Annotated in this window: 20 protein-coding genes; 7 read left to right on the forward strand and 13 right to left on the reverse strand. The window is 34.5% G+C overall.

Annotated features, from left to right (window positions below; translation table 11 throughout):
* Window positions 1–31: 31 nt before the first annotated feature.
* Entirely contained in the window at window positions 32–2404 is a 2373-nt protein-coding gene (locus HHU08_RS18790) for a 3-hydroxyacyl-CoA dehydrogenase/enoyl-CoA hydratase family protein (protein ID WP_169189033.1), read from the reverse strand.
* Window positions 2405–2626: 222 nt separating this feature from the next.
* On the opposite strand from HHU08_RS18790, the gene HHU08_RS18795 reads away from it, so the two are divergent.
* The 3 genes from HHU08_RS18795 to HHU08_RS18805 all read left to right on the forward strand — a co-directional run bounded on the left by HHU08_RS18795 (window position 2627) and on the right by HHU08_RS18805 (window position 3564).
* Window positions 2627–2761, forward strand: coding sequence for a YuzL family protein (locus tag HHU08_RS18795; protein WP_016202451.1), 135 nt, complete (start codon window positions 2627–2629; stop codon window positions 2759–2761).
* Window positions 2762–2782: 21 nt separating this feature from the next.
* On the forward strand, window positions 2783–3055 hold the full coding sequence (locus HHU08_RS18800; protein ID WP_101729229.1) for a hypothetical protein: 273 nt from the start codon (window positions 2783–2785) through the stop codon (window positions 3053–3055).
* Window positions 3056–3228: 173 nt separating this feature from the next.
* Complete coding sequence (locus HHU08_RS18805; RefSeq protein ID WP_016202453.1) at window positions 3229–3564, forward strand: spore coat protein; 336 nt, start codon at window positions 3229–3231, stop codon at window positions 3562–3564.
* Between the two features lie 88 nt (window positions 3565–3652).
* On the opposite strand, the gene HHU08_RS18810 is transcribed toward HHU08_RS18805, so the two are convergent.
* From HHU08_RS18810 to HHU08_RS18820, 3 genes are all read right to left on the reverse strand, one after another.
* Entirely contained in the window at window positions 3653–3901 is a 249-nt protein-coding gene (locus tag HHU08_RS18810; RefSeq protein WP_169189034.1) for a DUF2573 family protein, read from the reverse strand.
* Window positions 3902–4111: 210 nt separating this feature from the next.
* Complete coding sequence (locus HHU08_RS18815) at window positions 4112–5257, reverse strand: FtsW/RodA/SpoVE family cell cycle protein (RefSeq protein ID WP_016202455.1); 1146 nt, start codon at window positions 5255–5257, stop codon at window positions 4112–4114.
* Between the two features lie 737 nt (window positions 5258–5994).
* Window positions 5995–7287, reverse strand: a complete 1293-nt coding sequence (locus HHU08_RS18820) for a methyl-accepting chemotaxis protein (RefSeq protein WP_101729230.1) — start codon at window positions 7285–7287, stop codon at window positions 5995–5997.
* 453 nt (window positions 7288–7740) lie between these two features.
* Here HHU08_RS18820 and HHU08_RS18825 point away from each other — a divergent pair, with 453 nt between their 5' ends.
* Complete coding sequence (locus HHU08_RS18825) at window positions 7741–7932, forward strand: hypothetical protein (protein ID WP_040343056.1); 192 nt, start codon at window positions 7741–7743, stop codon at window positions 7930–7932.
* Between the two features lie 328 nt (window positions 7933–8260).
* Here the strand turns inward: HHU08_RS18825 and HHU08_RS18830 are convergent, their stop codons facing one another.
* The 5 genes from HHU08_RS18830 to HHU08_RS18850 form a co-directional block, all read right to left on the reverse strand.
* Window positions 8261–8995: an amino acid ABC transporter ATP-binding protein gene (locus HHU08_RS18830; RefSeq protein WP_016202457.1), complete on the reverse strand. Its 735-nt coding sequence runs from the start codon at window positions 8993–8995 to the stop codon at window positions 8261–8263.
* 53 nt (window positions 8996–9048) lie between these two features.
* The gene (locus tag HHU08_RS18835) at window positions 9049–9750 is read right to left on the reverse strand and encodes an amino acid ABC transporter permease (protein WP_101729232.1); all 702 of its coding nucleotides are present in this window, start codon (window positions 9748–9750) and stop codon (window positions 9049–9051) included.
* Window positions 9737–10558 (reverse strand): amino acid ABC transporter substrate-binding protein, encoded by an 822-nt coding sequence (locus HHU08_RS18840; RefSeq protein ID WP_016202459.1) that lies wholly within the window; start codon window positions 10556–10558, stop codon window positions 9737–9739. The genes HHU08_RS18835 and HHU08_RS18840 overlap by 14 nt, the downstream gene beginning before the upstream one ends.
* 218 nt (window positions 10559–10776) lie before the next feature.
* Window positions 10777–11322 carry a hypothetical protein gene (locus tag HHU08_RS18845; protein ID WP_169189713.1) on the reverse strand — a complete coding sequence of 182 codons (546 nt, stop codon included), beginning with the start codon at window positions 11320–11322 and terminating at the stop codon, window positions 10777–10779.
* A 370-nt stretch (window positions 11323–11692) separates the two neighbouring features.
* A complete protein-coding gene (locus tag HHU08_RS18850) occupies window positions 11693–12628 on the reverse strand; it encodes a carbohydrate kinase family protein (protein WP_169189035.1) in 936 nt (311 codons plus the stop codon).
* 367 nt (window positions 12629–12995) lie between these two features.
* Here HHU08_RS18850 and HHU08_RS18855 point away from each other — a divergent pair, with 367 nt between their 5' ends.
* Window positions 12996–13832, forward strand: a complete 837-nt coding sequence (locus HHU08_RS18855) for an undecaprenyl-diphosphate phosphatase (RefSeq protein ID WP_016202463.1) — start codon at window positions 12996–12998, stop codon at window positions 13830–13832.
* A 63-nt stretch (window positions 13833–13895) separates the two neighbouring features.
* Here HHU08_RS18855 and HHU08_RS18860 read toward each other — a convergent pair whose 3' ends face one another.
* A complete protein-coding gene (locus HHU08_RS18860) occupies window positions 13896–14930 on the reverse strand; it encodes an AI-2E family transporter (protein ID WP_169189036.1) in 1035 nt (344 codons plus the stop codon).
* Between the two features lie 338 nt (window positions 14931–15268).
* Here HHU08_RS18860 and HHU08_RS18865 point away from each other — a divergent pair, with 338 nt between their 5' ends.
* On the forward strand, window positions 15269–16660 hold the full coding sequence (locus HHU08_RS18865; protein WP_016202465.1) for an amino acid permease: 1392 nt from the start codon (window positions 15269–15271) through the stop codon (window positions 16658–16660).
* 109 nt (window positions 16661–16769) lie between these two features.
* Here the strand turns inward: HHU08_RS18865 and HHU08_RS18870 are convergent, their stop codons facing one another.
* Together HHU08_RS18870 and HHU08_RS18875 are read right to left on the reverse strand one after the other, a co-directional pair.
* The gene (locus HHU08_RS18870; RefSeq protein ID WP_169189037.1) at window positions 16770–19895 is read right to left on the reverse strand and encodes an MMPL family transporter; all 3126 of its coding nucleotides are present in this window, start codon (window positions 19893–19895) and stop codon (window positions 16770–16772) included.
* Between the two features lie 17 nt (window positions 19896–19912).
* On the reverse strand, window positions 19913–20368 hold the full coding sequence (locus tag HHU08_RS18875; protein ID WP_016202467.1) for a MarR family winged helix-turn-helix transcriptional regulator: 456 nt from the start codon (window positions 20366–20368) through the stop codon (window positions 19913–19915).
* 209 nt (window positions 20369–20577) lie between these two features.
* On the opposite strand from HHU08_RS18875, the gene HHU08_RS18880 reads away from it, so the two are divergent.
* Window positions 20578–20979 carry a hotdog fold thioesterase gene (locus HHU08_RS18880; RefSeq protein WP_016202468.1) on the forward strand — a complete coding sequence of 134 codons (402 nt, stop codon included), beginning with the start codon at window positions 20578–20580 and terminating at the stop codon, window positions 20977–20979.
* Between the two features lie 552 nt (window positions 20980–21531).
* On the opposite strand, the gene HHU08_RS18885 is transcribed toward HHU08_RS18880, so the two are convergent.
* The gene (locus HHU08_RS18885) at window positions 21532–23196 is read right to left on the reverse strand and encodes a glycoside hydrolase family 13 protein (protein WP_101729237.1); all 1665 of its coding nucleotides are present in this window, start codon (window positions 23194–23196) and stop codon (window positions 21532–21534) included.
* Window positions 23197–23202 lie beyond the last annotated feature (6 nt).

Consider the following 23202-nt stretch of genomic DNA (forward strand, 5'->3'; position numbering starts at 1 on the left):
ATATCCACTTCATCTTCATTTAAAGAAATGGTTAAATCTTTTTTCTAGCCAATAATGGCTTCCCTGTCTGCAATAGATGTAGCATTCTTTTTTGTGTCTCCTGTTCCTGAATTAATCGAATAAACGCTTCTCTTTCTAAATCTAATAAATAGTCCTCCTCCACCAATGTGCCACATTCTACCTTGCCTCCTGTAAGGACGGTTGCAAGATTACTCGCAATAAATGCATCATATTCGGAGATAAAACCAAGTTTTCCTAGCTTTTTAATTTCTTTCATTAAAAATTCATAACCAACTGTTCCTGCAACTACTATCTTTTCTTTTTGCTGTGGTTGATACTGCTCATTAGCTAATTGCAAAACCGCCTTTTTAGCATCTCTTAATAAAAATCGGACATTATTTGTTATCCCATCTTTATTAGTTAAGAATCCCAGTTCCTTTGCATGAGCAGCAGAGGTAGCAACCTTCGCAGTTAATACCGTCTGAAAGATCTCTGCGGTAAGCTGTAATATTTCTTCTTGTGACGGGTTTTGGTATTGCTTAATCTTATTACAATATAATTCCGTTGTACCTCCCCCACCTGGGATAAGTCCTACCCCTGTTTCTACAAGACCAATATAAGTTTCTAGCGATGCTTGCACTTTGCTTGCCGCTAGACAAATTTCTGCTCCTCCCCCCAAAGTTCTTTGATATGGGACAGCTACAATTGGCTTTTGGCAATATTTTATGCGCTTCATCGCTTGTTGAAAACGGCGGACGGCTATTTGTAGTTCTACAATATCTCCATTTTGGGCTTCTAATAGCATTAAAGCTAAATTAGCTCCAAGACTAAAGTTCTTTTTTTCGCTGCCGATAATGAGCCCTTTATATGCTTCTGACTCTACTTTTTCTATCGATTTTTCAATCATCGAAAGGATATCCATACCAATGCTCATATTTGAACTGTGTAATTCAAGTAATAATACGCCATCCCCTATATCGATTAAACTTGCTCCATTATTAGAAAGAAGTACGCCTCTTCGCTTTTTACTTTCTTGAATATCTATTTGGTCTACACTTTTGGGAATAGGCAAATATTCCCCTTGATGATAATAATGAATGACACCATTCACTTCTTTATAAAATTGCTCAAAACCAGCATTCATCATTTCTTTAATCCATTTAGGAATATCCATTGACTCTTCTTCCATCCGCTTCACTGTATCTTTTAAAGATAATTCATCCCATAAGCGAAACGGTCCATTTTTCCAATTGAATCCAGACTGAACAGCTTGATCTATTTCAAAAATAGAGTCGGTGATTTCTCCGACCATTTTTGCAGAATAAAGTAAAAATGGTGCAATTCCTTTCCAAAGAAATTGTCCTTTTTTATTTGGTTCTTGCAAAAACAAAGTCAGTGATTTACCTTCTGCTTTCTCTTTCATTCGAGTTAGCTCTTTGTATGTCATTGTATGGTAATCTAATACTTTTAGTCCTTCTTTCGTTTTTTGATAAAATCCCTTTTTCGTCTTTCTACCGAGCATTTTCTTCTTAATCATTTCATCTAACAATGCTGGGGGTTTAAATGTCTCTATTTCTTCTGGATTCTTCATTTTTCCTTTCATGTTTTGGATTACCTGATAAAATGTGTCTAGCCCTACCATATCTAAAGTATGGAAAGTAGCACTTTTAGGCCGGCCAATAAGTGGACCAGTTAATTGATCTACTTCCTCAATCGTTAAGTCAGCTTTTATCATTTCGTTAACAATATTTAAAAAAGCATAGGAACCAATACGATTAGCAATAAAATTAGGGGTATCACTTGCTTTTACTACCACTTTTCCTAACGTTTCTTCCGCAAATTCACTTATGGTTTTGACAACAATCGGGGCTGTTTCTTTTGTAGGAATTATTTCAAGTAATGTAATATACCGAGGCGGATTAAAAAAGTGTGTACCTAAAAAATGTGCTTGGAAATCAGGAGAAAGATTTTCTTTCATTTTATTTATTGATATACCGGAAGTATTACTACTTACGATAGAGCCTTTTTTTCTAAGTTGATCTATCTTTTTAAAGAGCTCTTTTTTTATGCTAATATCTTCAATAATTGCTTCCACTATCCAATCTACATCCTGTAATAAAGCGAAATCATCTTCTAGATTTCCTATCGTTAATTTTGATAAATTATGGACGGAGGTGAGTGGACTTGGCAAATCTGTTTTCATTCTTTCGACGGCCCGCTGAACAAATCGATTTCTTACCACCTTATCCTCTATTGTTAACCCCTTTTCTTTTTCTTCTTCTGTTAGCTGATTTGGCACAATATCCAAAAGAATCGTCGCTATCCCAGCATTAAGAAACTGTGCTGCAATCGCTGCACCCATTACTCCAGAACCAATAACCGCAGCAGATTTTATCTCTTTCACCTTACATCCTCCTTGAAAATTAGATTAAATGGAATTTTCTAAGTTTAAATGACTATTTATTGACTCATTGATTTTTCATACGTACATATGACTTTTAACAAGTCTGTACATAAACAGCTATAACAAACAATATATTCATTTATTTCTCCAAGCTGAGCACTCATTAAATAAGAAAAATAGGAAATGCTAGTATGGAATAAGAAAAGGGAGGTGAATAGAAAGATGGCTCGTCTTAAAAAGAACCCTTCTAAAGCAGGAGTTAGTGCAGCAAGTGTTAAAGGAAATGCTGGTCCAACCGTTGAAAATGATGGTGGTGGAAAAGTTAATAGTCAAAATAATCAATATAAAAAGCAATAGATTTTTAGGAGGTCGAACTTAATGCAACAACAACCAAATAATATGACTCAACCAAATGGAATGATGATGAAACCACCTATTATGGTAACAGTCAAAGATTCCCTTTACTTAACAGATATGCTTTCTTGGAATTTACTAGCAATGAAAAAAGCACATTTTTTTGCCCAAAATGCCCAAGACCCGGCAATAAAAGCACAGCTTGAAAAATGTGGACAAATGCATCAGCACCATTATGAAAGAATACTTAATCACCTAAATGCTAACAGTCAGCCAGTGTCACAACAACCACAATAAGTATTTACAAAAAATTTGTGATTGTTAATTTATCATGCTCATTCTGCTAAAGAGAATGCCAAACCTCTTTGTTGACATTGCCTTTTGCAGAATGGGCACCTTCTACATAGTGGAAGGATATGAATTAGCAATAGACTTTTTAAATAATAACCTTGTGAGGGAGGACAAATAAAATGAACCAACAACCAATTCAAAATCCTGAGGCACAAGTTCCAAAAACGCCACAAATGAATGACCGCGATTATACTAATGATCTGCTTTCAACAGAAAAATATATGACTGACTCTTATTCAACAGCCTTAAATGAAGCTAGTAATGAACCACTATATCAAGATTTATTAGCGATTTTTACAGAAACACAAAATATGCAAAGAGAATTGTATGATTTAATGTTTCAAAAAGGTTGGTATAAGCTTGAAGCTGCTGAGCAACAAAAGCTTCAGCAGTCTTATCAGCAATTTAAAGGATATAGCAACCAATTCCCATACGGAAATACGAATATCCAGTAACCCTATTTCCATCATACCACCCAAACGACATCGTACAGGTGGTATGATTTTTTTACGCTTTGTCCAGTTCTCCTTATAGCATATGTTTTCACTCTCGATTTTGTTTGCTCATCTCGTTCATTTTTTTTATTTCAATAATAATTTGAATAATCGTTTGTTTGCCATCTGGGAATTTAGCATTCCAATGCTTCACTAAGCCTGGCATATTTTTCGACATAAAAGTATAGAGCATCCATACTTGCACTTTTTCTTTTAACTCGTCATCCTCCTCTCCAAGTAGTAATTCCGTATAATTACTTAACAAAGAATCAAATTCCGCCATAAATTTTTCATTCATTTTTTATTTTCCTCCTTACTATTTGCGTTGACAACGATAATAAATTGTTTTATTATAAGATTACACTTAATGATAATGATTATCAATATCATTAACTTCCCATATTGATATTCTTTCCTTTTCTTACCCCCTCATTTTAAGAATCGAGAAAGAATAAACGAAAAGAGGCTGCTCCCTGTCAGCCTCTTTTTGTCGTAAAAGTTAAAACGATTATTCATCGCTTGAAAACATATACTTTTTATAATGATATCTAATCGAAAAAATCAATCCCATTGATAGCATATTCCCCATTAAAGAACTACCACCGTAGCTGATGAAAGGGAGTGGAATTCCTGTAATCGGCAGAATACCTACTGTCATCCCAATATTTTGGAAAACATGAAAGCAAAGCATACTAATGATTCCAACACTCATACAAGTATAAAATGAATTTTTTGTTTCTAATGCTACTTTTGTAATATGGTAAATAAGCAGAAAAAACAAACTGATAATAATGCTAGCACCTATAAACCCAAACTCTTCTCCAACTACGCTGAAAATAAAGTCCGTATGATTCTCTGGAAGCACTACTTCACTAGTACCAATTCCCTTCCCTGTCGTTTGTCCAGATCCGATTGCCAGTAAGGATTGTGTTAAATGATAGCCTGTTGTGCTTTGATACGTATATGGATCCAACCAAGAATAGATTCTTCCCATTTGATATTCCTTTACGCCAAAGTACGCTGTAATCCAATCAGGATGCCAAATGACAAGATAAAGAACTGCTGTAGCAATAACAGCAAAGCTTGAGAAAATAGGCATTAATATCTTCCAAGAGATACCAGAGATAAAAACCATTCCTAGCATAATAGCGAGAAATACTAAGGATGTTCCTAAGTCAGGTTGCAGCATTACTAGAAATAACGGAAGTGCTGTTACACATCCAATTTTGAATAAAAGAAAAAAGTCACTTTCTATCGTCTTTACGATATATTTTTCTTGATGATCCACAATTAATCGGGAGAGCGCTAGTACTAAAAACACTTTAACAAATTCAGATGGCTGCAGGGAAAAACCAGGTAATGTAAACCAGCTTTTTGCACCATTAATTTCTCGGGCAATACTTTCTGGTGCCAAAATAAGTAATATTAATAAGACAAGACCAAATGCATATAAATACCAAGTCAGTTTTTTTAACTGATCCGAATCTAAACGAATCACTCCAATGATAATTCCTATACCAACTCCATAAAACAAAACTTGCTTTAACACATAAGATGAATTTGCTCCATATATAGCAATAAGACTTGTTAAACATAAAAGCATTAATATTAGAACAAGTGTATAATCTATTTTCGATGAATTTTTTGGGGACATATTGTCATTGCTCCTTGTTCAGTAAAACTTTTAACAGTAGGCTATTATTTTTCACTCTAAAAATATCAATTTTTTCCATTTGTATTTACACTAAATGAATAACATAATTCACATATTTACAATTCTTCATTATATTTGTATTTGCATAAAATAACAACTTTCGACAATCATTTTCGTAAAATTAATTATTTTGATTCCTAACTTTAACCAAATTGAATGAAAACTGTTTAAATTGTCATAAAATGAAACTTCCATCAGTGGGACTTTTCCTTCATCCCCTACTGATGGTTAGTTGAACCATTCGGACCTTTACTTACAGTTTATCTCCTACCTATCTTCCTCGAATTCTCATAATCTCATGGTTGAGTCTTACTGTCCATTAATACGGGAATAAAACGATTCATTTTTATTCTCCCCCAAAAAAAGAGAATGATCAAAAGAGTTTATCTCCAGAAAATGTTTCTGGGAGATATTAACTGTCTCTTTTAATCATTCTTTTTTATTTGGCTGTTTTCGTAAAGTTTGTTGCGATTCCCCGCAGCCGGAATGCACTTCGCTTTCCGTAGGGCTAAGCTTAAGCCTCCTCAGCTTTGCCTCCGGGGTGTCTCAGACTGTCTCGCTAATCCCCGTGGCGTCTACGTGTATTCCGGCTGATCCATTATTCCAACTAGTTCTTTTTTTCGATTGAAAAATAACAATCCTTTAGAAAACAGCCTTTTATTTAAACTTTTTCTTTTCTAGGCACTTTCATTTACATGAATTGTTTTTGTTAATTCCACTAAATCATCAGCAATTTTAGCTAAAGATTTCGTGGAGGAAGTTATTTCTTCAATCGCAGCTAATTGTTCTTGGGAAGCTTCTGATACGTTCATGGAATTTTGACTGTTTTCCTTCGCAATACCAGTAACTTGATCTACAGATCCTGCGACCTCGACTATATTTGTCGAAATCTTATTGGCAGCCTCTAGAATATTTTTCATTTGGTCACTCATTGTTAACATAGATTCAGAAATAATCGTAAACTTTTCTTTTGTATCATTGGTGATATTAATCCCATCTTTTACTTCTTCTGTTACTCTTTTCATCGTTTTAACGGAAGAAAGAGTATCTTTTTGAATTTCATTTACTAATACAGCAATTTGCTTAGCAGACTCATTGGATTGCTCAGCCAACTTCCTTACTTCTTCTGCTACTACCGCAAAACCTTTGCCCGCCTCACCAGCTCTTGCTGCCTCAATGGCCGCATTTAATGCCAATAGATTTGTCTGATCAGCAATTTCCGTTATAACATTTAAGAACTGACCAATTTCTTGGGAACGCTCCTGTAATAATACGATGGAGTTATTAGACTCTTTCACTGAATTTTGGATTAAGCTCATTTGAGTTACAGTGTTATCCACAACTGCTTGTCCTTCTTTTGCTTTCAAAACAGTATTATTTGTACTTTTCACCATTTCTTCTGTATTCTTCGTAATATCTTTAATTTCGTCATTAACAACAGCTACTGCATCAACTATAAATTCCATTCCTTTTGTTTGTTCTTCAGAACCAGCTGCAACACTTTGAATAGCGGAAGAAATTTGCTCCGATACATAGCTTGTTTCCACTGTATTGGCAGTTAGCTTTTCAGCAGAAGTATTTATGTGTTCCGATGTTTCATTTACTTTCTGAACTAAGTTTCTAATAAATTCTTTCATCAAAATAAATTCATCTGTTAATTGGCCAATTTCATCATTGGAAGTCTTGTTAATTTCGATATCTAATTCGCCTTCTGTAATCTTCTTTGTAGAATGCAATAATTTTTTTAGTGGAGAGATGATAATTCGTTGCGTAAATAAAGCAACAATAACAGTTACAAAAACTAGATTAATGATAGTATTTACAAAAATACTGAATTCTGGAGGAATCATCCCAAATTCTCTTATCATTTCATGAAGCTTAAAGGAGATCATTGTGCTAAATAATGTAGCAAAAAATATGATGACAATCATTTTTGTTCTTAAACTACGAAAAATTCTATATTTCTTCATAAAAATATTCCTTCCTGACCTTTTATAGTTCTTTATACCCTATCATTCTTATTACCATCCCACTTTTTTATTTATAAATATTTATATCGTGATAAAAGATTCATAAATCCAAATAACTTTTCACAAAAAATAGTGGTTTATACCTATTTTACAAAAGATAATTGTTTTAAGCAATTTTAAACGTAAATAAAAAAAGAGGTATAGCCAAACGAACGGCTATACCCAAAGTGAGAGGAGGTTATGGGGTTACGGTATAAAGAATATAACTGTGTATTCAGCTTCTAAGAAGGTGATACAAGCTATTCTTTATACTTATTAGATATGCTTTTTTGCAAAAACAGTGAGGGCTTATCCCCCTTTATCTATAAAAAAGGGCAATCATCCTTTCGCGGTAGTATATTTCCTATTCTCTACATATATTAAAATATATGAATAGCGGAAAGAAGGTTCAAAATGAAAAATACCTTATATGTAAACTCCATCATCTATTGCTGTCTATTGACCATCTTCACAACGTTTCTTTTCTATGCCATGACTGGTTTGTCGGTTTACACCATTGCTTCCTTGATTTCAGGAGTAATCGTAGCTTTCTTCAGTTTATTAGAAGAGGAGGTCATACATAAGAAAATTCACGATGAACAATAATTTACTTTTTTCAAAAAGGCTGTTTTCGTAAAGTTTGTCGTGATTACCGGCAGTCAGAATACACTTCGCTTTCCGTGGGGGTCTCAAGCTGTCTCGCTAATTCCGGTGGCGTCTTCGTGTATTCCGGCTGCTCCATTTTTCCAACTAATTCTTTTTCTTATTGAAAAAACAACAATCCTTTAAAACAGCCTTCAAAAAAAATAATCAAGTTATGTATAAAAAAAGAAAAAGGGGTCCACAATGATACTACAAAGTGTAATTCCCCCTTTTGTTTTAGAGTTGTTACGGAAACAAATCTCCTTACCGAGATTCCTTAACAACTCTTTTTTTATTGAATTAATTGTAGAAATTGCTGCGTTCTTGCTTCTTTAGGTGCAGAAAAGATAGCCTGTGGATTTCCTTTTTCCACAATATATCCACCATCCATAAAAATTACTTCATCTGCAACTTCTCGTGCAAATTTCATCTCATGTGTAACGATAATCATTGTCATGCCCTCATTAGCAAGTTGTTTTATTACTTTTAATACTTCGCCAACAAGCTCTGGGTCCAGGGCAGAAGTTGGTTCATCAAACAACATTACTTCTGGGTCCATTGCAAGTGCTCTCGCAATGCCAACACGCTGTTGCTGGCCCCCTGATAATTGAAATGGGTAGTAATCGATTTTGTCACCGAGTCCCACTTTATTCAATAAGTCAGCCGCGATACTTCTCGCCTTTTCCTTTGATTGCTTTTTCACTGTGATTGGACCTTCCATCACATTTTCAATTGCTGTTTTATGTGGGAAAAGATTATAGCTTTGAAAAACCATACCGGTTAATTTCCGAAAATCTGTGACAGCTTTCTTCGTTACTTTTTTCGAAAAATCCAATTGTTTATTTTCAATCGTAATATGACCAGTCGTTGGCGTTTCCAAAATGTTTAAGCAACGAAGCATCGTCGTTTTTCCCGAACCAGACGGTCCGATAACAACGATTACTTTCCCTTTTTCCACTTCAAGATTAATGTCCTTTAGTACTTGTAAATCACCAAAATGTTTAGACAACCCCTTGATCGAAATCATACTGTACACTCCTTTCTATGTCGTTTATCTTTCTGGACAATGGAAGTTCCCTTTTACTTACTTAAATGACGTCCGAATCGATTTTCCAGTCCCTGCTGAATAATAGAAAGAGGGAAACAAATGAGCCAATACAAGAAGGCAACCTCTGAATATAACAGTAGAAATTCATAATTAGTGCTTGCAATTTCTTGTGCTTTTCGAAACATTTCTGTCACCAGAATTAAGGCTGCTAAAGACGAATCTTTGATTAAACTTATAAATGTATTCGACAATGGAGGAATCGAAACGCGAGCGGCCTGTGGCAAAATAATTCGCTTTAAATTTTGAACATAGCTCATTCCGATGGAATAACCAGCCTCCCATTGACCATTAGGAATGCTTAAAATGGAGCCTCTCACTATTTCTGATCCATACGCTCCTACACTTAAGGAAAAACCTATAATTGCTGCTACAAACGGTTCAAGGGTAATACCAACATTCGGCAGCCCATAAAAAATAATGAATAACTGAACAAGTAAAGGTGTTCCACGAATGATGGAAACATAAATGCCAGCAATAATTTGCAAAATTTTAATACTTGATAATCTAGCTAAAGCGGTTAGAACAGCTAAAATTAGCCCAATAATAAAGGAAATAATCGATAGTGGTATCGTATATAAAATAGCCCCCTTCACCAAAGGGAGAAGGGAACTAACTGCAATATCATAATATCGCTGAAATGCTTCTGGGTCTGTGAAGATATTATTTAAGTACATCTTCTCCGAACCATTTCTCAGATATTGATTTATACGTACCATCGTCAATCATTTCTTGTAACGCTTTATTTACCGCTTCTACTAACGTATCATTTCCTTGTCTAAACATTAAACCACTTTGAGCTACATCATCAGCAGTATCAGCAATCACAACTTTTGTATCTGGCTTTTGCTTTTTAAAATCTAAGAAAGACAATTTATCATTAATTGTTACATCTACTCGTTTAGAGTTCAATAGTTCAATCGCTTGATTAAATCCATCTACCCCCACTAACTCTGCCCCGTTAGTTTTTGCTATTTCTGCGTAATTACTTGTTAATGACTGTGCTGACTTCAATCCTTTAATATCTTTAAAGCTTTTCACATCTGAATCTTCTCTCGTAATAAGAACAGCAGCAGAAGAAATATATGGATCAGAGAAAGCATATTTCGCTTTTCTTTCATCATTTATCCCTACTTGGTTTGCAATCATATCGAATCGCTTTGCATCAAGACCAGCAAACATTGCATCCCATTGCGTTTCTTTAAATTCAGCTTCGACACCTAAACGTTTCGCAACCTCTTGTGCAATTTCCACATCAAAACCAGTCAACGTTCCTGAATTATCATGAAAAGTGAAGGGAGGATATGTACCTTCCGTACCAACTACTAATTTTCCATTTTCTTTAATTTGTGCTAATAAATCTGTGTTATTATCAGCATTTTTATCTGCAGAATCATTTGATTGATTATCTGATTTACTACCACAAGCTGCTAAAACAATGGTAAGACTCAATAATATACTTAATAATATACTTAATTTTTTCATATTATTCCTCCTAATTCCGATAAGACTTGTCAGCAATTGCTATCATATTATATGGGAATACCTTTTGTCAAAGCTTTCATTCTCCTTTTTATTTTCACCAAAAGTTCTGACATTAACCATGGTTGATATATCCATTTCATACCAAAAAAAAGCGACCTTTTAAACGGTCACTTTTTTCCAATTTTATAAGAATCAAAAAAATAATGATAATAATTGCTTTACGCTGCTGTTTTTCTAAACACAAGTGGATAGAGATGTAATTTTCCTTCGTAAACTCTTTCCATTTTGTATTCGTCTAATAAATCATACGGAGTAATCAAACATGGTGGTTTATTAAAAAGTAATACCCCACTATCATGCAAAATTGATGCAACAAACTGAGAACAAAAATAAGCATTCTTTCGATTATACTGGATTTTAAACAAAATAAATAAAAGTCCCAGTAAATTATAACGATAATTTCTTTGTTCTATCTCCATCTGTTCAATTTTATTCTTCATTTTTTCATATTGAGCTTCTGTCACGGAAATGGAATAAATAATACAACGGCTATTTCGAAAAAAATCATGCTTTACGTTTTCTTTCACAAATCCACCGATGAAAGGATTGCTGGGCTTCCTTCTTCCAAAACTATAGACCTCATTTAATTGCGGATCAAAGGAAATAGATGCATGATTATGAGGCTTTCTTGTGAATAATTTAATGCAGCGAGTGAATAAAGTGCCCGTATCCGTTAATATGATATATACTTTTTTACTAGTCACACAAACATTCCCTTCTTTCATTTAAAATTACTAATCACTCACTTGTGTTCTTCTTACTTTCCTCTTTTCTATCATATAAAGATTAGCCAAAACTTGTAACAAACTCTTGGATTATTTTTATCTACGTCTTTAGACTTAAAAAGGTTACAAAAAAGCATACTTCCCTTAGAATTCTGCCATTCAGATGATTCTTCCTTCTAAGAAAGTATGCTTTTGGTTATATATTTCCATTTGTCAATTAGCTTTTAAATAATTCTGTGTCGAATCCACCTTTTGTTAACAAGTGTTCAGGATTACCTTGCTCGTTTTGCGTCACAAAAGGATATCTAAATCCTCGAACTCCAGTTAATCTCTATAGTCTGGCCCTTAATCAACTCTGCTTAGTAATAGTCTGATAATCAGGAAGTTTAGGTAAGGAACCAGCTTTAGTTGCTACCATTGCTCCCAGCTTGTTTGCACGAACTATATAATTCTTCAGCTCTTCTTCAGAAGTAGGAAAGCCCTTTTCATAAATACAAGCTAAAATTGTTGCCATAAACGCATCGCCGGAACCATTAGTATCTATTGTACTTACCACCTCACCAGGTATATATACTTTTTGCTCATACAATTGGCCAACGGCACCCTTTTCGCCTAAGGTGATTAGTTTGAATGGTATCTGGATTCTCTCCAAATTTGCCAATCCTTCCTTCACTGAACTTACCTCTAAAAGAAAGCAGAGTTCTTCTTTTGATAATTTTAGGACATCAACAAAAGACGAAAATTCCATAATCACTTGTCTGCATTCTTCTTCACTATTCCACCTTTTGATGCGAATATTTGCATCAAAAGCAATGATTAATCCTTTTTCCTTTGCAATGCCTATTGCCTTTTTTGTCGCAGCCCTCGCTCTTGGATGAAAAAGTGTACCTGACCCAAAATAAAAAATGGCTTTGTTTTCAAAAGCTGATTCTTTAATATCTGTTTCGAATACAACTTCATCAGGAGTTTCATTTTCATATTTATGAAAATATCTTTCCCCTGAAGTATCTAGATGAACATATACTTTCGATATTTGCTTTGTTGGTGTACGAACACTATCATCCAAATATATTTTTTCTTTTATCATCTCTGCTTCTACAAATTGACTATCTTCTCTTTCCCCTAGCTTCGTCATATAAAAACTCGGAATTGCAAATCTACTTATATGTACAGCAACATTTACAGAAGCTCCACCTAATTTTCTTTCAAAACGATTATTATCACTCGATCGTGAAACATGATCGATAAATGCATCGCCAAGAGATAAAACTCCTTTTCGAGCCATATGTTATCTTCCTCTCTATCAGTTCTACCTTTATAGTATATCTCCTTTATTCCATCAGCAGAGTTTAGACAATGAAATAGTTTCATTAAAATGGTGAAACTTACTTATCTATTTATGCGTTATACTTTATGTATTTTTTCAAACTGGAAAATCAACTATTTAGCGTTCAGCTTTTGCTAAATATTTGATATGATAGATAAGCGTATGTTTTAAAAAGCTGTATTCTAAAGGAGTGTTGTTTTTTCAATAGGAAAAAACAATTAGTTGGAAAAATGGAGCTGCGGGTAATTGCAACAAACTTTACGAAAACAGCCTTTTAAAAAGAAGATAATTTTTAAATTAATGGATAAATAGGAGTGAACAAAGTTTGGATAAGTTATGGGAATTAATAGTTGCCTTTATTTTAGGCATAGTAGAAGGTTTGACTGAATTTGCACCGGTATCGTCGACCGGTCACATGATACTTGTTGATGATTTGTGGTTGAAATCAGGAGAGATATTTTCACCTGAAGTAGCGAATACCTTTAAGGTTGTTATCCAACTAGGTTCAATTTTAGCTGTTGTTATTATCTTCAAAGATCGTTTCCTAAATATTCTTGGTTTGAAAAAAACGATTAATGGTGAAAAAGTAACGGGACATAAATTAAGCTTAGTACAAATTCTTATCGGGTTAATCCCAGCAGGTGTATTAGGACTACTGTTTGATGATTACATAGATGAACATTTATTTAATTTTGAAACAGTTGCATATGCTTTAATTGTTGGAGCGATTTTGATGATTCTCGCAGACTATACGCAAAAGAAGAAAAAACCGACAACTACTTCTTTGGATCAAATTACAAATAAACAAGCATTTTTCATTGGATTATTTCAATGTATTGCCTTGTGGCCAGGGTTTTCAAGATCTGGCTCCACTATCTCTGGTGGGGTTTTGATGGGACTAAGCCACCGTGTTGCAGCAGACTTTACCTTTATCATGGCTGTTCCGATCATGGCTGGTGCTAGCTTTATTTCTTTATTAAACAATTGGGAATATATCACATCAGCGGCTCTTCCGTTCTTTATTGTTGGATTTATCAGTGCGTTTATTTTTGCGCTAATATCCATTCGATTCTTCTTAAAACTAATTGATCGAATTAAATTAACACCATTTGCGATTTATCGTATTATTATCGCTATTATTATCATGGTCGTGTTCTTTTAAAAACCTTACTAATAATGTAATCCTAAATCAAAAAGTCATCTCAAACTTGAGATGACTTTTTGATTAGGGTAAAATACTTTCTCCCTTTTTTAATCGCGTTTTATCACTTTTTACTTCTAATAGATCAAGCAAGAATATGAAAATAGGGATTCCTACAATTAAGCCCCATACGCCGAAAAAGTGCTCAGAAAAAATTAGCACAATAAAGGTGAAAAATACTGGCAAATCCGTTTTGGAAGACATTAATTTTGGGTTTAGTATATATGCTTCTATCGCATGGATAACCATAATTAAAATAATCACTGAAATGACGTGTGTTATTCCCCCGACCGTATATCCGATAATACATAACGGGATAAAAGAAATAATTACGCCTGCCACTGGTATAAGCCCCAGTAAGAAAATCATAATACCTAAGCCAAACAATTGAGGAAAGCCTAGAAAATATAAAGAAGTTGTTGTTAAAACACAATTAATGATGGCGATAATAAATTGTGCTTCTATTACTTTTCCAAAAGTAGCCACAAATTTCTTGCTGAAATACTTACATTCAAAGTATATCGATGCTATTTTACTGCTATGGAAACGTTTAGCAAATAACCGTAGTCTTTCTTTTTCCAACAGAAAGAAAAGACTTAATACAATTGCCATAAATACTTGAAGTAAATTCCCCCAAATATTTGTAAAATACTTGAAAATAAAAGTAAAGCCCTGATGCAAATAAGTCGTAACGCTAAAATTATTTAAGGTGTTTACGATAAAATTTAATACAGCATTTTCATGTGGCTGCATATAAAAATCTGTCATTTGGATGACTAACACCGAAATCTGTTGAATGATAACAGGCAGATAAGTGGAAATCCCATATATAAGCAATGATAAAACAGAAAAATAAAGCAAGATAACAGCAATAGTCCGTTTTATGGCAAACTTGCTTGTAAAAAACTGAACAAGTCTATCCATTAAGTAAGAAAAAATAAAAGTAAATAAAATCAGATTTATCATACTCCGAACAAAGTAAAGGCACAAACCAATTAAAAACAAAATAAAAATTCTTTTAATCCCTTTTTTCTGAAAAAATTGAAGCACCGTTTCCATGCTAAAGACCCCTGACGATTTAAAATACCTACCTAAGAGGAAATTTTTCTTTTTTTCCTTTATAACTTATTATCAATCCAATAATGAAAAATAACAAGAAAAAACGACTGAATTTTTTATTACTTTCTTTCTCTTTGCGTGTTTTAGGAACATTGTACATTATCCTTTCATTTTCACGAAATTGTAACAAAAATATACTGTTTTATGATAGAACTTTTTATTTTTTTGAAAAATCTTTCTTTACAGTTTAGTCGATAATTAGTAATATAGGAAAGTCGTTTTCATTCAGTCGACATTTTTAGGGAACTTTCGCAATATTTTTTCAACAGGAGGTTTACATGAATATCTTTAGAAAAAAGACAGTAACTGCAAACACTAACACGTCGCTAAATCGTGTTCTTGGAGCATTTGATTTAACAATGTTAGGGGTCGGTGCAATTGTTGGTACTGGTATCTTCGTATTGACAGGTGTTGCTGCCGCTAAATATGCGGGACCTGCTCTTATTCTTTCATTTATAATAGCAGGTCTTGCCTGTACTTTTGCTGCTTTATGCTATTCTGAGTTTGCTTCAATGATTCCACAGTCCGGTAGTGCCTATACCTATAGCTATGTAGCATTTGGAGAAGTCATCGCCTGGATTTTGGGATGGGATTTAGTATTAGAATATGGACTTGCTTCTGCAGCTGTTGCAAGTGGCTGGTCCGGTTATTTTCAAAGCCTATTATCAGGGTTTGGTATTCACTTACCTACCTTTATGACAAGCGCTTTTAACCCAGCTAACGGAACATTTGTCGATGTCCCAGCCATTATTATCGTCTTTATCATTACTCTTTTATTATCGAGAGGAATTCAAGAATCCTCTAAATGGAATATCATTATGGTATTTATTAAACTTGCAGTGGTATTACTATTTATATTTGTTGGCGTTTGGTATGTTAAGCCTGATAACTGGGTACCTTTTACACCATATGGTTTCTCTGGTGTTACAACAGGGGCTGCTGTTGTCGTTTTCGCTTATTTCGGCTTTGATGCTGTTTCCACTGCCGCAGAAGAAGTAAAAAATCCACAAAGAAATCTTCCTATCGGGATTATTTCTGCTTTAACGATATGTACGGTACTTTATATTATCGTTTCCCTTATATTAACGGGAATTGTTCCTTATGATCAATTAAATGTAAAGGATCCAGTTGCCTTTGCGCTCAGCTTTATTAATCAAAATTGGGTAGCCGGATTTGTTTCTCTTGGTGCCATTATCGGGATAACGACTGTCCTAATGGTAATGATGTTTGGACAAACTCGCCTTTTCTACGCTATTAGTAGAGACGGTTTACTTCCAAAATCTATGCAAAAGGTTAGTAAGAAAACGCAAGTTCCGATTGTTAGCACATGGATAACCTCTGCTTTAGTAGCGATATTTGCAGGTTTTGTGCCACTTGATCGATTAGCAGAGCTAACCAATATCGGTACATTATTTGCGTTTACAATGGTTTCACTCGGTGTCGTTGTATTACGTTATACACAACCAGACCTGCAACGCGGATTTAAAACACCTTTCGTACCATTTATCCCGGCACTAGCTGTTATTTTCTGCGTTTATTTAATGCTTCAATTAAGCAGCTTTACTTGGAAAGGATTCGTCATTTGGCTAGCTATCGGCTTAATTATTTATATTGCATATGGTTATAAGCATAGTAAATTAAATGACTCCAGCGAAAAATCAATTCATTAACGCTTCAATAAAAGGCTATTTTCCATTTTAAAAAAACATTTTAGAAAACAGTCAAATAAAAAGAGGAAGACCATAAGGTTCATAACCTAGTGGTCTTCCTCTTTCTTAATTAATCTTTTACTCGTTTAAATGGCCACCAATTTGCTTCTCCGAAGTTCTTTACAAGTACAGGAATAAGCAATGGCAAAATGATAAATGCATATAAGAATAATCCAACCAATACAATACTAGCTATTTGCAATAATGAGAGCATTCCCGAAGGCATCATCGCCGCGAATGTTCCACCTAAAATGATCGCTGCTGATATAATAACAGTTCCCATCTTCCTCATTGCTTCTAACATTGCATCTTTTATCGTTAAGTCCTTATATTCATTAAAGCGATCCATAAGGAAAATGCTATAATCTACCCCTAAAGCTACTAGAATAACAAAGCCAAAAAATGGGACTGCCCAGCTGATTCCTGTATAACCAAGCATATTGACATAAATAGCTTCATTTATTCCAAGCGCTGTGTAGAAAGTTAAAATCAATGATCCAATAATATAAGCTGGCATAATGATGGAGCGGAATAAAAAGATTAGTACAATCGAAATTCCGATCATCATCCAAATAACGGTATTGGTGTAATCAGCATTTGACATCGCCTGAAGATCGGCATTCGTACTTGTAATTCCCGAAATAGCAATCGCTGCGTTTTCTAACTTCGTTCCTTTTGTCACTCGATCGACGCTATCCTTTATCGTATCAATTTGATCGATTGCTTCATTTGAATAAGGATTTTCAGCAAATATCACATCAAACGTCATGATTTTGCGATTTGGAGATAGATACGTATCTAATGCTCCTTTAAATTCATCACTTGTTAATACTTCTTCTGGAATATAGAAACTATTTGTTTCATTCTTTGATAAACCTGATAAATAATCAGTTGCTGAACCGAGCCCATCGGAAACTTGATCTAATCCATCTGCACTTTGTGTAAGTCCATCTGTTAATTGACCAAGCTGTCCGCCAATATCACTAAATCCATCTAATAATTGTTTTTGCCCATCATTAATACTGCTTAATCCGTTCGTTAAATTAGGCATATTGCTAACAATTTGACCTTGACCATCTGCTAATTGGTCTAACCCTTTTTGCTGTTGGTCGATACCATCAATTAATTGCTGTAATCCAGTCGAAATATTGCTTTGATTTTTTAGGATTTCTGCATAGCCGGCATTTGCTTTACTCATTCCAGTTTGTAATTCGGCTAATCCTTTATTCAATTTATCTATCCCTTCACTAATTACAGGTAATTGCTGCTGTGCTCCTAGGTATCCTTCTTTTATACCATTATATACGGGATCCTTAGCTAATCCAGCATGATTACTTTCTAAAATGTCAAAGGTACTGTTTTGAATTAGATTTAGTTTTTCTGAAAAATTCTTTATACCTAAACTAATTTCCTCATATCCCCCTAGAATAGTTGAAAGATTAGTTTCCATCTGATTATAACCATTCTGCAAATCTTTATGTGCAGCTAATAATGCTTCTGCCCCTGATTTTGCTTCTTGTAATCCCGTTTTTATTTGATCAGAACCCGCAGAGCCTTGGCGGATACCTTGTTCAATTTTCTCCAGATTGGTTTGAATTTCTCCCAATCCAGATTTCACATCATTTGTTCCTTTAATGAGTCCATTAATTCCATCAGCCGCTTCATTTAACTGTGGTTCTGACTTTTGCAGCTCATCTCCTGCACTGTGAAGTCCATCACTTATTTGATCAATTCCTTCTTTTCCTTGCCCCAAACCTTCTTCCAATGTCTTAGCTTGGTTAGAAATATAAAGATCTTCAATCGATTCTCCCATTGGTCTTGTTACAGAACGAACTTTATCGACTAAATCTACTTTAGCTAATTCATTCGTAATCGAGTCTGCTAACGATAAATATTCAATCGTGTCTAATTCATCATCATTTTTAATGATAACAGTTGTTGCCATCGATTCCCCTGGACCAAAACTGTCAGCAATCGCATTAAATGCTTTAATAGACGGATAATCATCACTAATTTCTTCTAAAGAATTAAATGAAAGGTCCCCATCATATGTCACTAGGAATGGTACACAGATACACGCAACAACTAGTAAGGATAGCAACGGTCTTTTTAACGAGAAATTACCTGCCATTTCCCAGATCTTGCTATCCCCATGTTCTGCTGACCCTTTTGATGGCCAGAATAATTTATTGCCTAATAGCAGCATGAAAATTGGCACTACTGTAAATAAAGCAATTAATAAAATAGCTACCCCAACCGCTACTGCAGAAGCAGATTGGTAAAGCACAAATTTCGAAAATCCAATAGCAGCAAAGCCAATCATTACAGCAACACCACTGAAAAAGACTGTTCTTCCTGCGTTTTTATACGTTTCTACTACCGACTCCCAAATACTTTCTCTATGCATCATTTCCTCTTTAAATCTACTTAATAAAAGAATACAATAGTCCGTCCCTATCCCAAAGAGAACAGCAACTAAGAATATTTGTGTATAAGTGGAAATCGGGAAATTGAATTGATCCACTAGAATAGACACAATAGATTGGGATGCTAAGTACGTAAGCCCTACTGTAATTAATGGAATGAATGGGGCAATTACCGATCTAAAAACAATTAACAATACTGCAAGAATAAAGACAACTGTTATCCCTTCTGTTTTCTTTAATCCTTCTTGTGAACTATTTACTAAATCCTGATCGATCATCCAATTGCTCGTATAATAGTGATCTACGTCATATTTCTCAATCGTTTTATATAATGCGTCACTTACCTCATCTGCTTCTCGGTCATTCCAACTGATGGTTAATGAAGTTAGAATCGTTTTTCCATCATCTGAAACTAATTGATCTTTTAAATCTTCATCTTTAAATGACGAAAGAATATCGGTAATCCCTAACTCTTCCTTATTAGCTTCTAATGCCTCAACCGCTTTTTTCGCTTCCGCTATATCTTTATCAGTCAACTTCTTCTCATTATGAAAGACTAGTGCTACCGTTGACTGTTCTCCTACATTTTTCTGGTTCTGGATTTCATCTAGAATTTTTCCAGCTTCGGAAGAGGAATATTCATCAGGTATCGTAATCTGCCCTTTTTCCTTAACTAGATCTCCCATATTTGGAGCTATGATAAATAAACCGACTAACGCTATAATCCATGCTCCAAGAATAAACCATTTTCCTTTTAAAATAGCATTCACTTTATTCCCTCCAACTTCTATTCCTTAGTTTCTTCTATGAGTCTATCTAATTTAGCAAAAGTATCTAAGAAATTTTGGATTTCAACATGCTCAAATTTTGAGATGACAGATTCTATCACACTTTGGATTTTTTTCTCCATTTCGCCAAAAATTATTTTTCCTGCTGATGTTAAAGTTAAATAAATTACACGTCTATCTTTTTCATCCCTTGTTCTTTCTACCCATCCCTTTTCAACTAGGCGGTTGATAATGGGGGTAATGGCGCTTTTCTTCACACCGAAGACGATCGAAAGTTCTGAAGATGTGCATACTCCCACATTGTTTATATGACGCATTGTAAAATGCTGTTCTGTTGTAAGAACATCTCCTATTTCCTTCCTAATTAACTGATCAAATTTACGATTAACCGAAAAATTTATACTGACATATCGGTCGATGATTAGATCTATATCTGTTCGATTAATAACGGTCACCTCTTGTCTTTTTAGTTAAAGAGTTTAACTATTAAACATTTTAACTTTATTGCTATTTTTATGTCAACAAAAAAATTTCATTCCAAAAAGATAAGAATGGATAGGATTTTCCTTTATCTCTTAGCGAAGGAAATGGTTGTAGCAATAGCACCTATCTTTAAAGATTGGCTATGCTATAATAAGGAAAAAAATGAACGGAGAATAAGATTATGTTTCCAAACATTTCAATGAAAAATACGCTTATGGAAAGCCTAGGAATCAAAATAGTGGAAGTTCAAAAAAATGGGGTGTGTATTGCGTCAATGCCAGTTGATGAAAAAACAAAACAGCCCTTTGGATACCTACATGGCGGAGCTTCAGTAGCTTTAGCAGAAACAGCTGCTAGCGTTGGAGCAGCAAGCCTCATTGATGGGCAAAAACAAGTAGTCTTTGGGCAAGAAATAAACGCAAACCATATTCGGTCGGTAAAAGAAGGTATTGTGACTGCAACTGCTTCAGTTATACATCAAGGAAAATCTAGCATGGTTTACGAGATAAAAATAGTGAATGAGAAAGAGGAACTAATTTGCATCTCACGTTGTACGATGTCGGTAATTTGTTTAGAAAAGTGATTCGTTAGTTTGGCTGATATCCTGTTCACATTGGCTGATTTATTTGGTTTTTGGCTGATATTCTGTTCGCGTTGGCTGATTTATTTGGTTTTTGGCTGATATCTCGCTCGCGTTGGCTGATTTATTTGGTTTTTGGCTGATATCTCGCTCGCGTTGGCTGATTTATTTGGTTTTTGGCTGATATCTCGCTCGTGTTGGCTGATTTATTTGGTTTTTGGCTGATATCCTATTCGCGTTGGCTGATTTATTTGGTTTTTGGCTGATATTCTGTTCGCGTTGGCTGATTTATTTGGTTTTTGGCTGATATCCTGTTCGCGTTGGCTGATTTATTTCCTTTTTGGCTGATTTCCTGCTCGCGTTGGCTGATTTATTTCCTTTTTGGCTGATATCTCGCTCGCGTTGGCTGATTTATTTCTTTTTTAGCTGATATCTCCACTATTATGCTTTAATCCCACTTAATTTACTGATTAATTTCACTTAACACACAAAAAAGTGCATCTAAAATGCCAGTTAATCTGACTTTTAGATACACTTTTGCCATTAAACTAAATATTACTTGCAAATATATAATCTTGCTTCGTATGGTTTTAAGGAAATCGATGTAGTTGGCTCATGTTCTTCTACTGGATAGTTCGCTAACAGTAAATTTTCATGCTCTAACTCAACGACACGATTTTCAAATACTGCCTCTTCTGCTGATAGGTTAGTAATGATCACCATCTTTTTATCATCCAAGGTACGAGTATAAGCAAAAACCTGTTTATTATCTTCATCAACTAAATCAAATGTTCCATATGTCAAAATTGGACCTGATTTTTTCAACTCAATCATTTTCTTATAAAAATGATAGATAGAATCCGTATCTTTCTTTTGGCTTTCTACATTTATATCTAAATAATTTGGATTGATTCCCATCCAAGGTGTGTGTTTAGAGAATCCGGCATATTCCTCACTCGACCATTGCATCGGTGTTCTGGAATTATCACGGCTAGTGGACCAAATTATTTCCATTATATCTTTATGGCTGACGCCTTCTTCACGTTTCAGTTTATAAAGATTTTTCGTTGCTACATCATCATATTCCTCGATCGTTGGAAATTGAACATTCGTCATGCCAATTTCTTGTCCTTGATAAATGAATGGAGTTCCCTGCATAAAGAAATACATCATTCCTAAAGCCTTGGCACTTTCTTTCCAATATTCCTTGTCATTTCCCCATGTGGAGACAGATCTAGCTTTATCATGGTTTTCGATAAACAAAGCATTCCATCCTTTGTTTTCTAAACCTTTCTGCCATTTATTTAAAACTTGTTTTAGCTCCATGACGTCTACGCCATAATTTTTTTCATTATCCCATAAATCCAAATGCTCAAATTGGAAAACCATATTAAATTTCCCTTTAGTTTCTCCAACCCATAGCTCTGCTTCTTCAACCTTTACTCCATTTGCTTCTCCAACTGTCATAATGTCGTACTTCGCAAATGTTTCATTCTTTAATTCTTCTAAAAATGGTTGAATTCCCTCTACATTCATATGTTTATCAAAGGAAGGAACGTAGTCTAACCCTAAAGGATTATCCATATCCTTAAATCCTGCTTCTTTTTTAATATGACTAATAGCATCAATTCGGAATCCGTCAATCCCTTTGTCTAACCACCAATTAATCATGTCGTATAACGCTTTTCTTACTTCTTCATTTTCCCAATTTAAATCAGGTTGTCTCGTAGAAAAAATATGCATAAAATACTGTCCCGTTGTCTCGTCTAATTTCCATGCAGAGCCTCCAAATATGCTCTCCCAGTTATTAGGCTCTTTTCCATCGACACCATCGCTCCAAATATACCAATCTCTTTTTGGATTATTAAGGGAAGAACGTGATTCTAAAAACCACTTATGTTCATCACTTGTATGATTAATAACCAAATCGATAATTAATTTCATTCCTCGTTGATGCACTTCATAAAGAAGCAAATCAAAATCTTCCATCGTTCCAAACTCATCCATAATATCTTGATAGTCACTAATATCATAGCCATTATCATCATTTGGCGATTTATACATTGGACAAATCCAAATACAATCAATACCTAGTTCTTTTAAATAATCTAATTTTGTAATAATCCCTTTTAAATCCCCAATTCCATCTCCATTTGAATCCATGAAACTTCTAGGATAAATCTGATATGCTACTGCTTCTTTCCACCACTTTTGTGTCAAAACTTT

The organism is Niallia alba (assembly GCF_012933555.1).
GTDB lineage: Bacteria > Bacillota > Bacilli > Bacillales > Cytobacillaceae > Niallia > Niallia alba.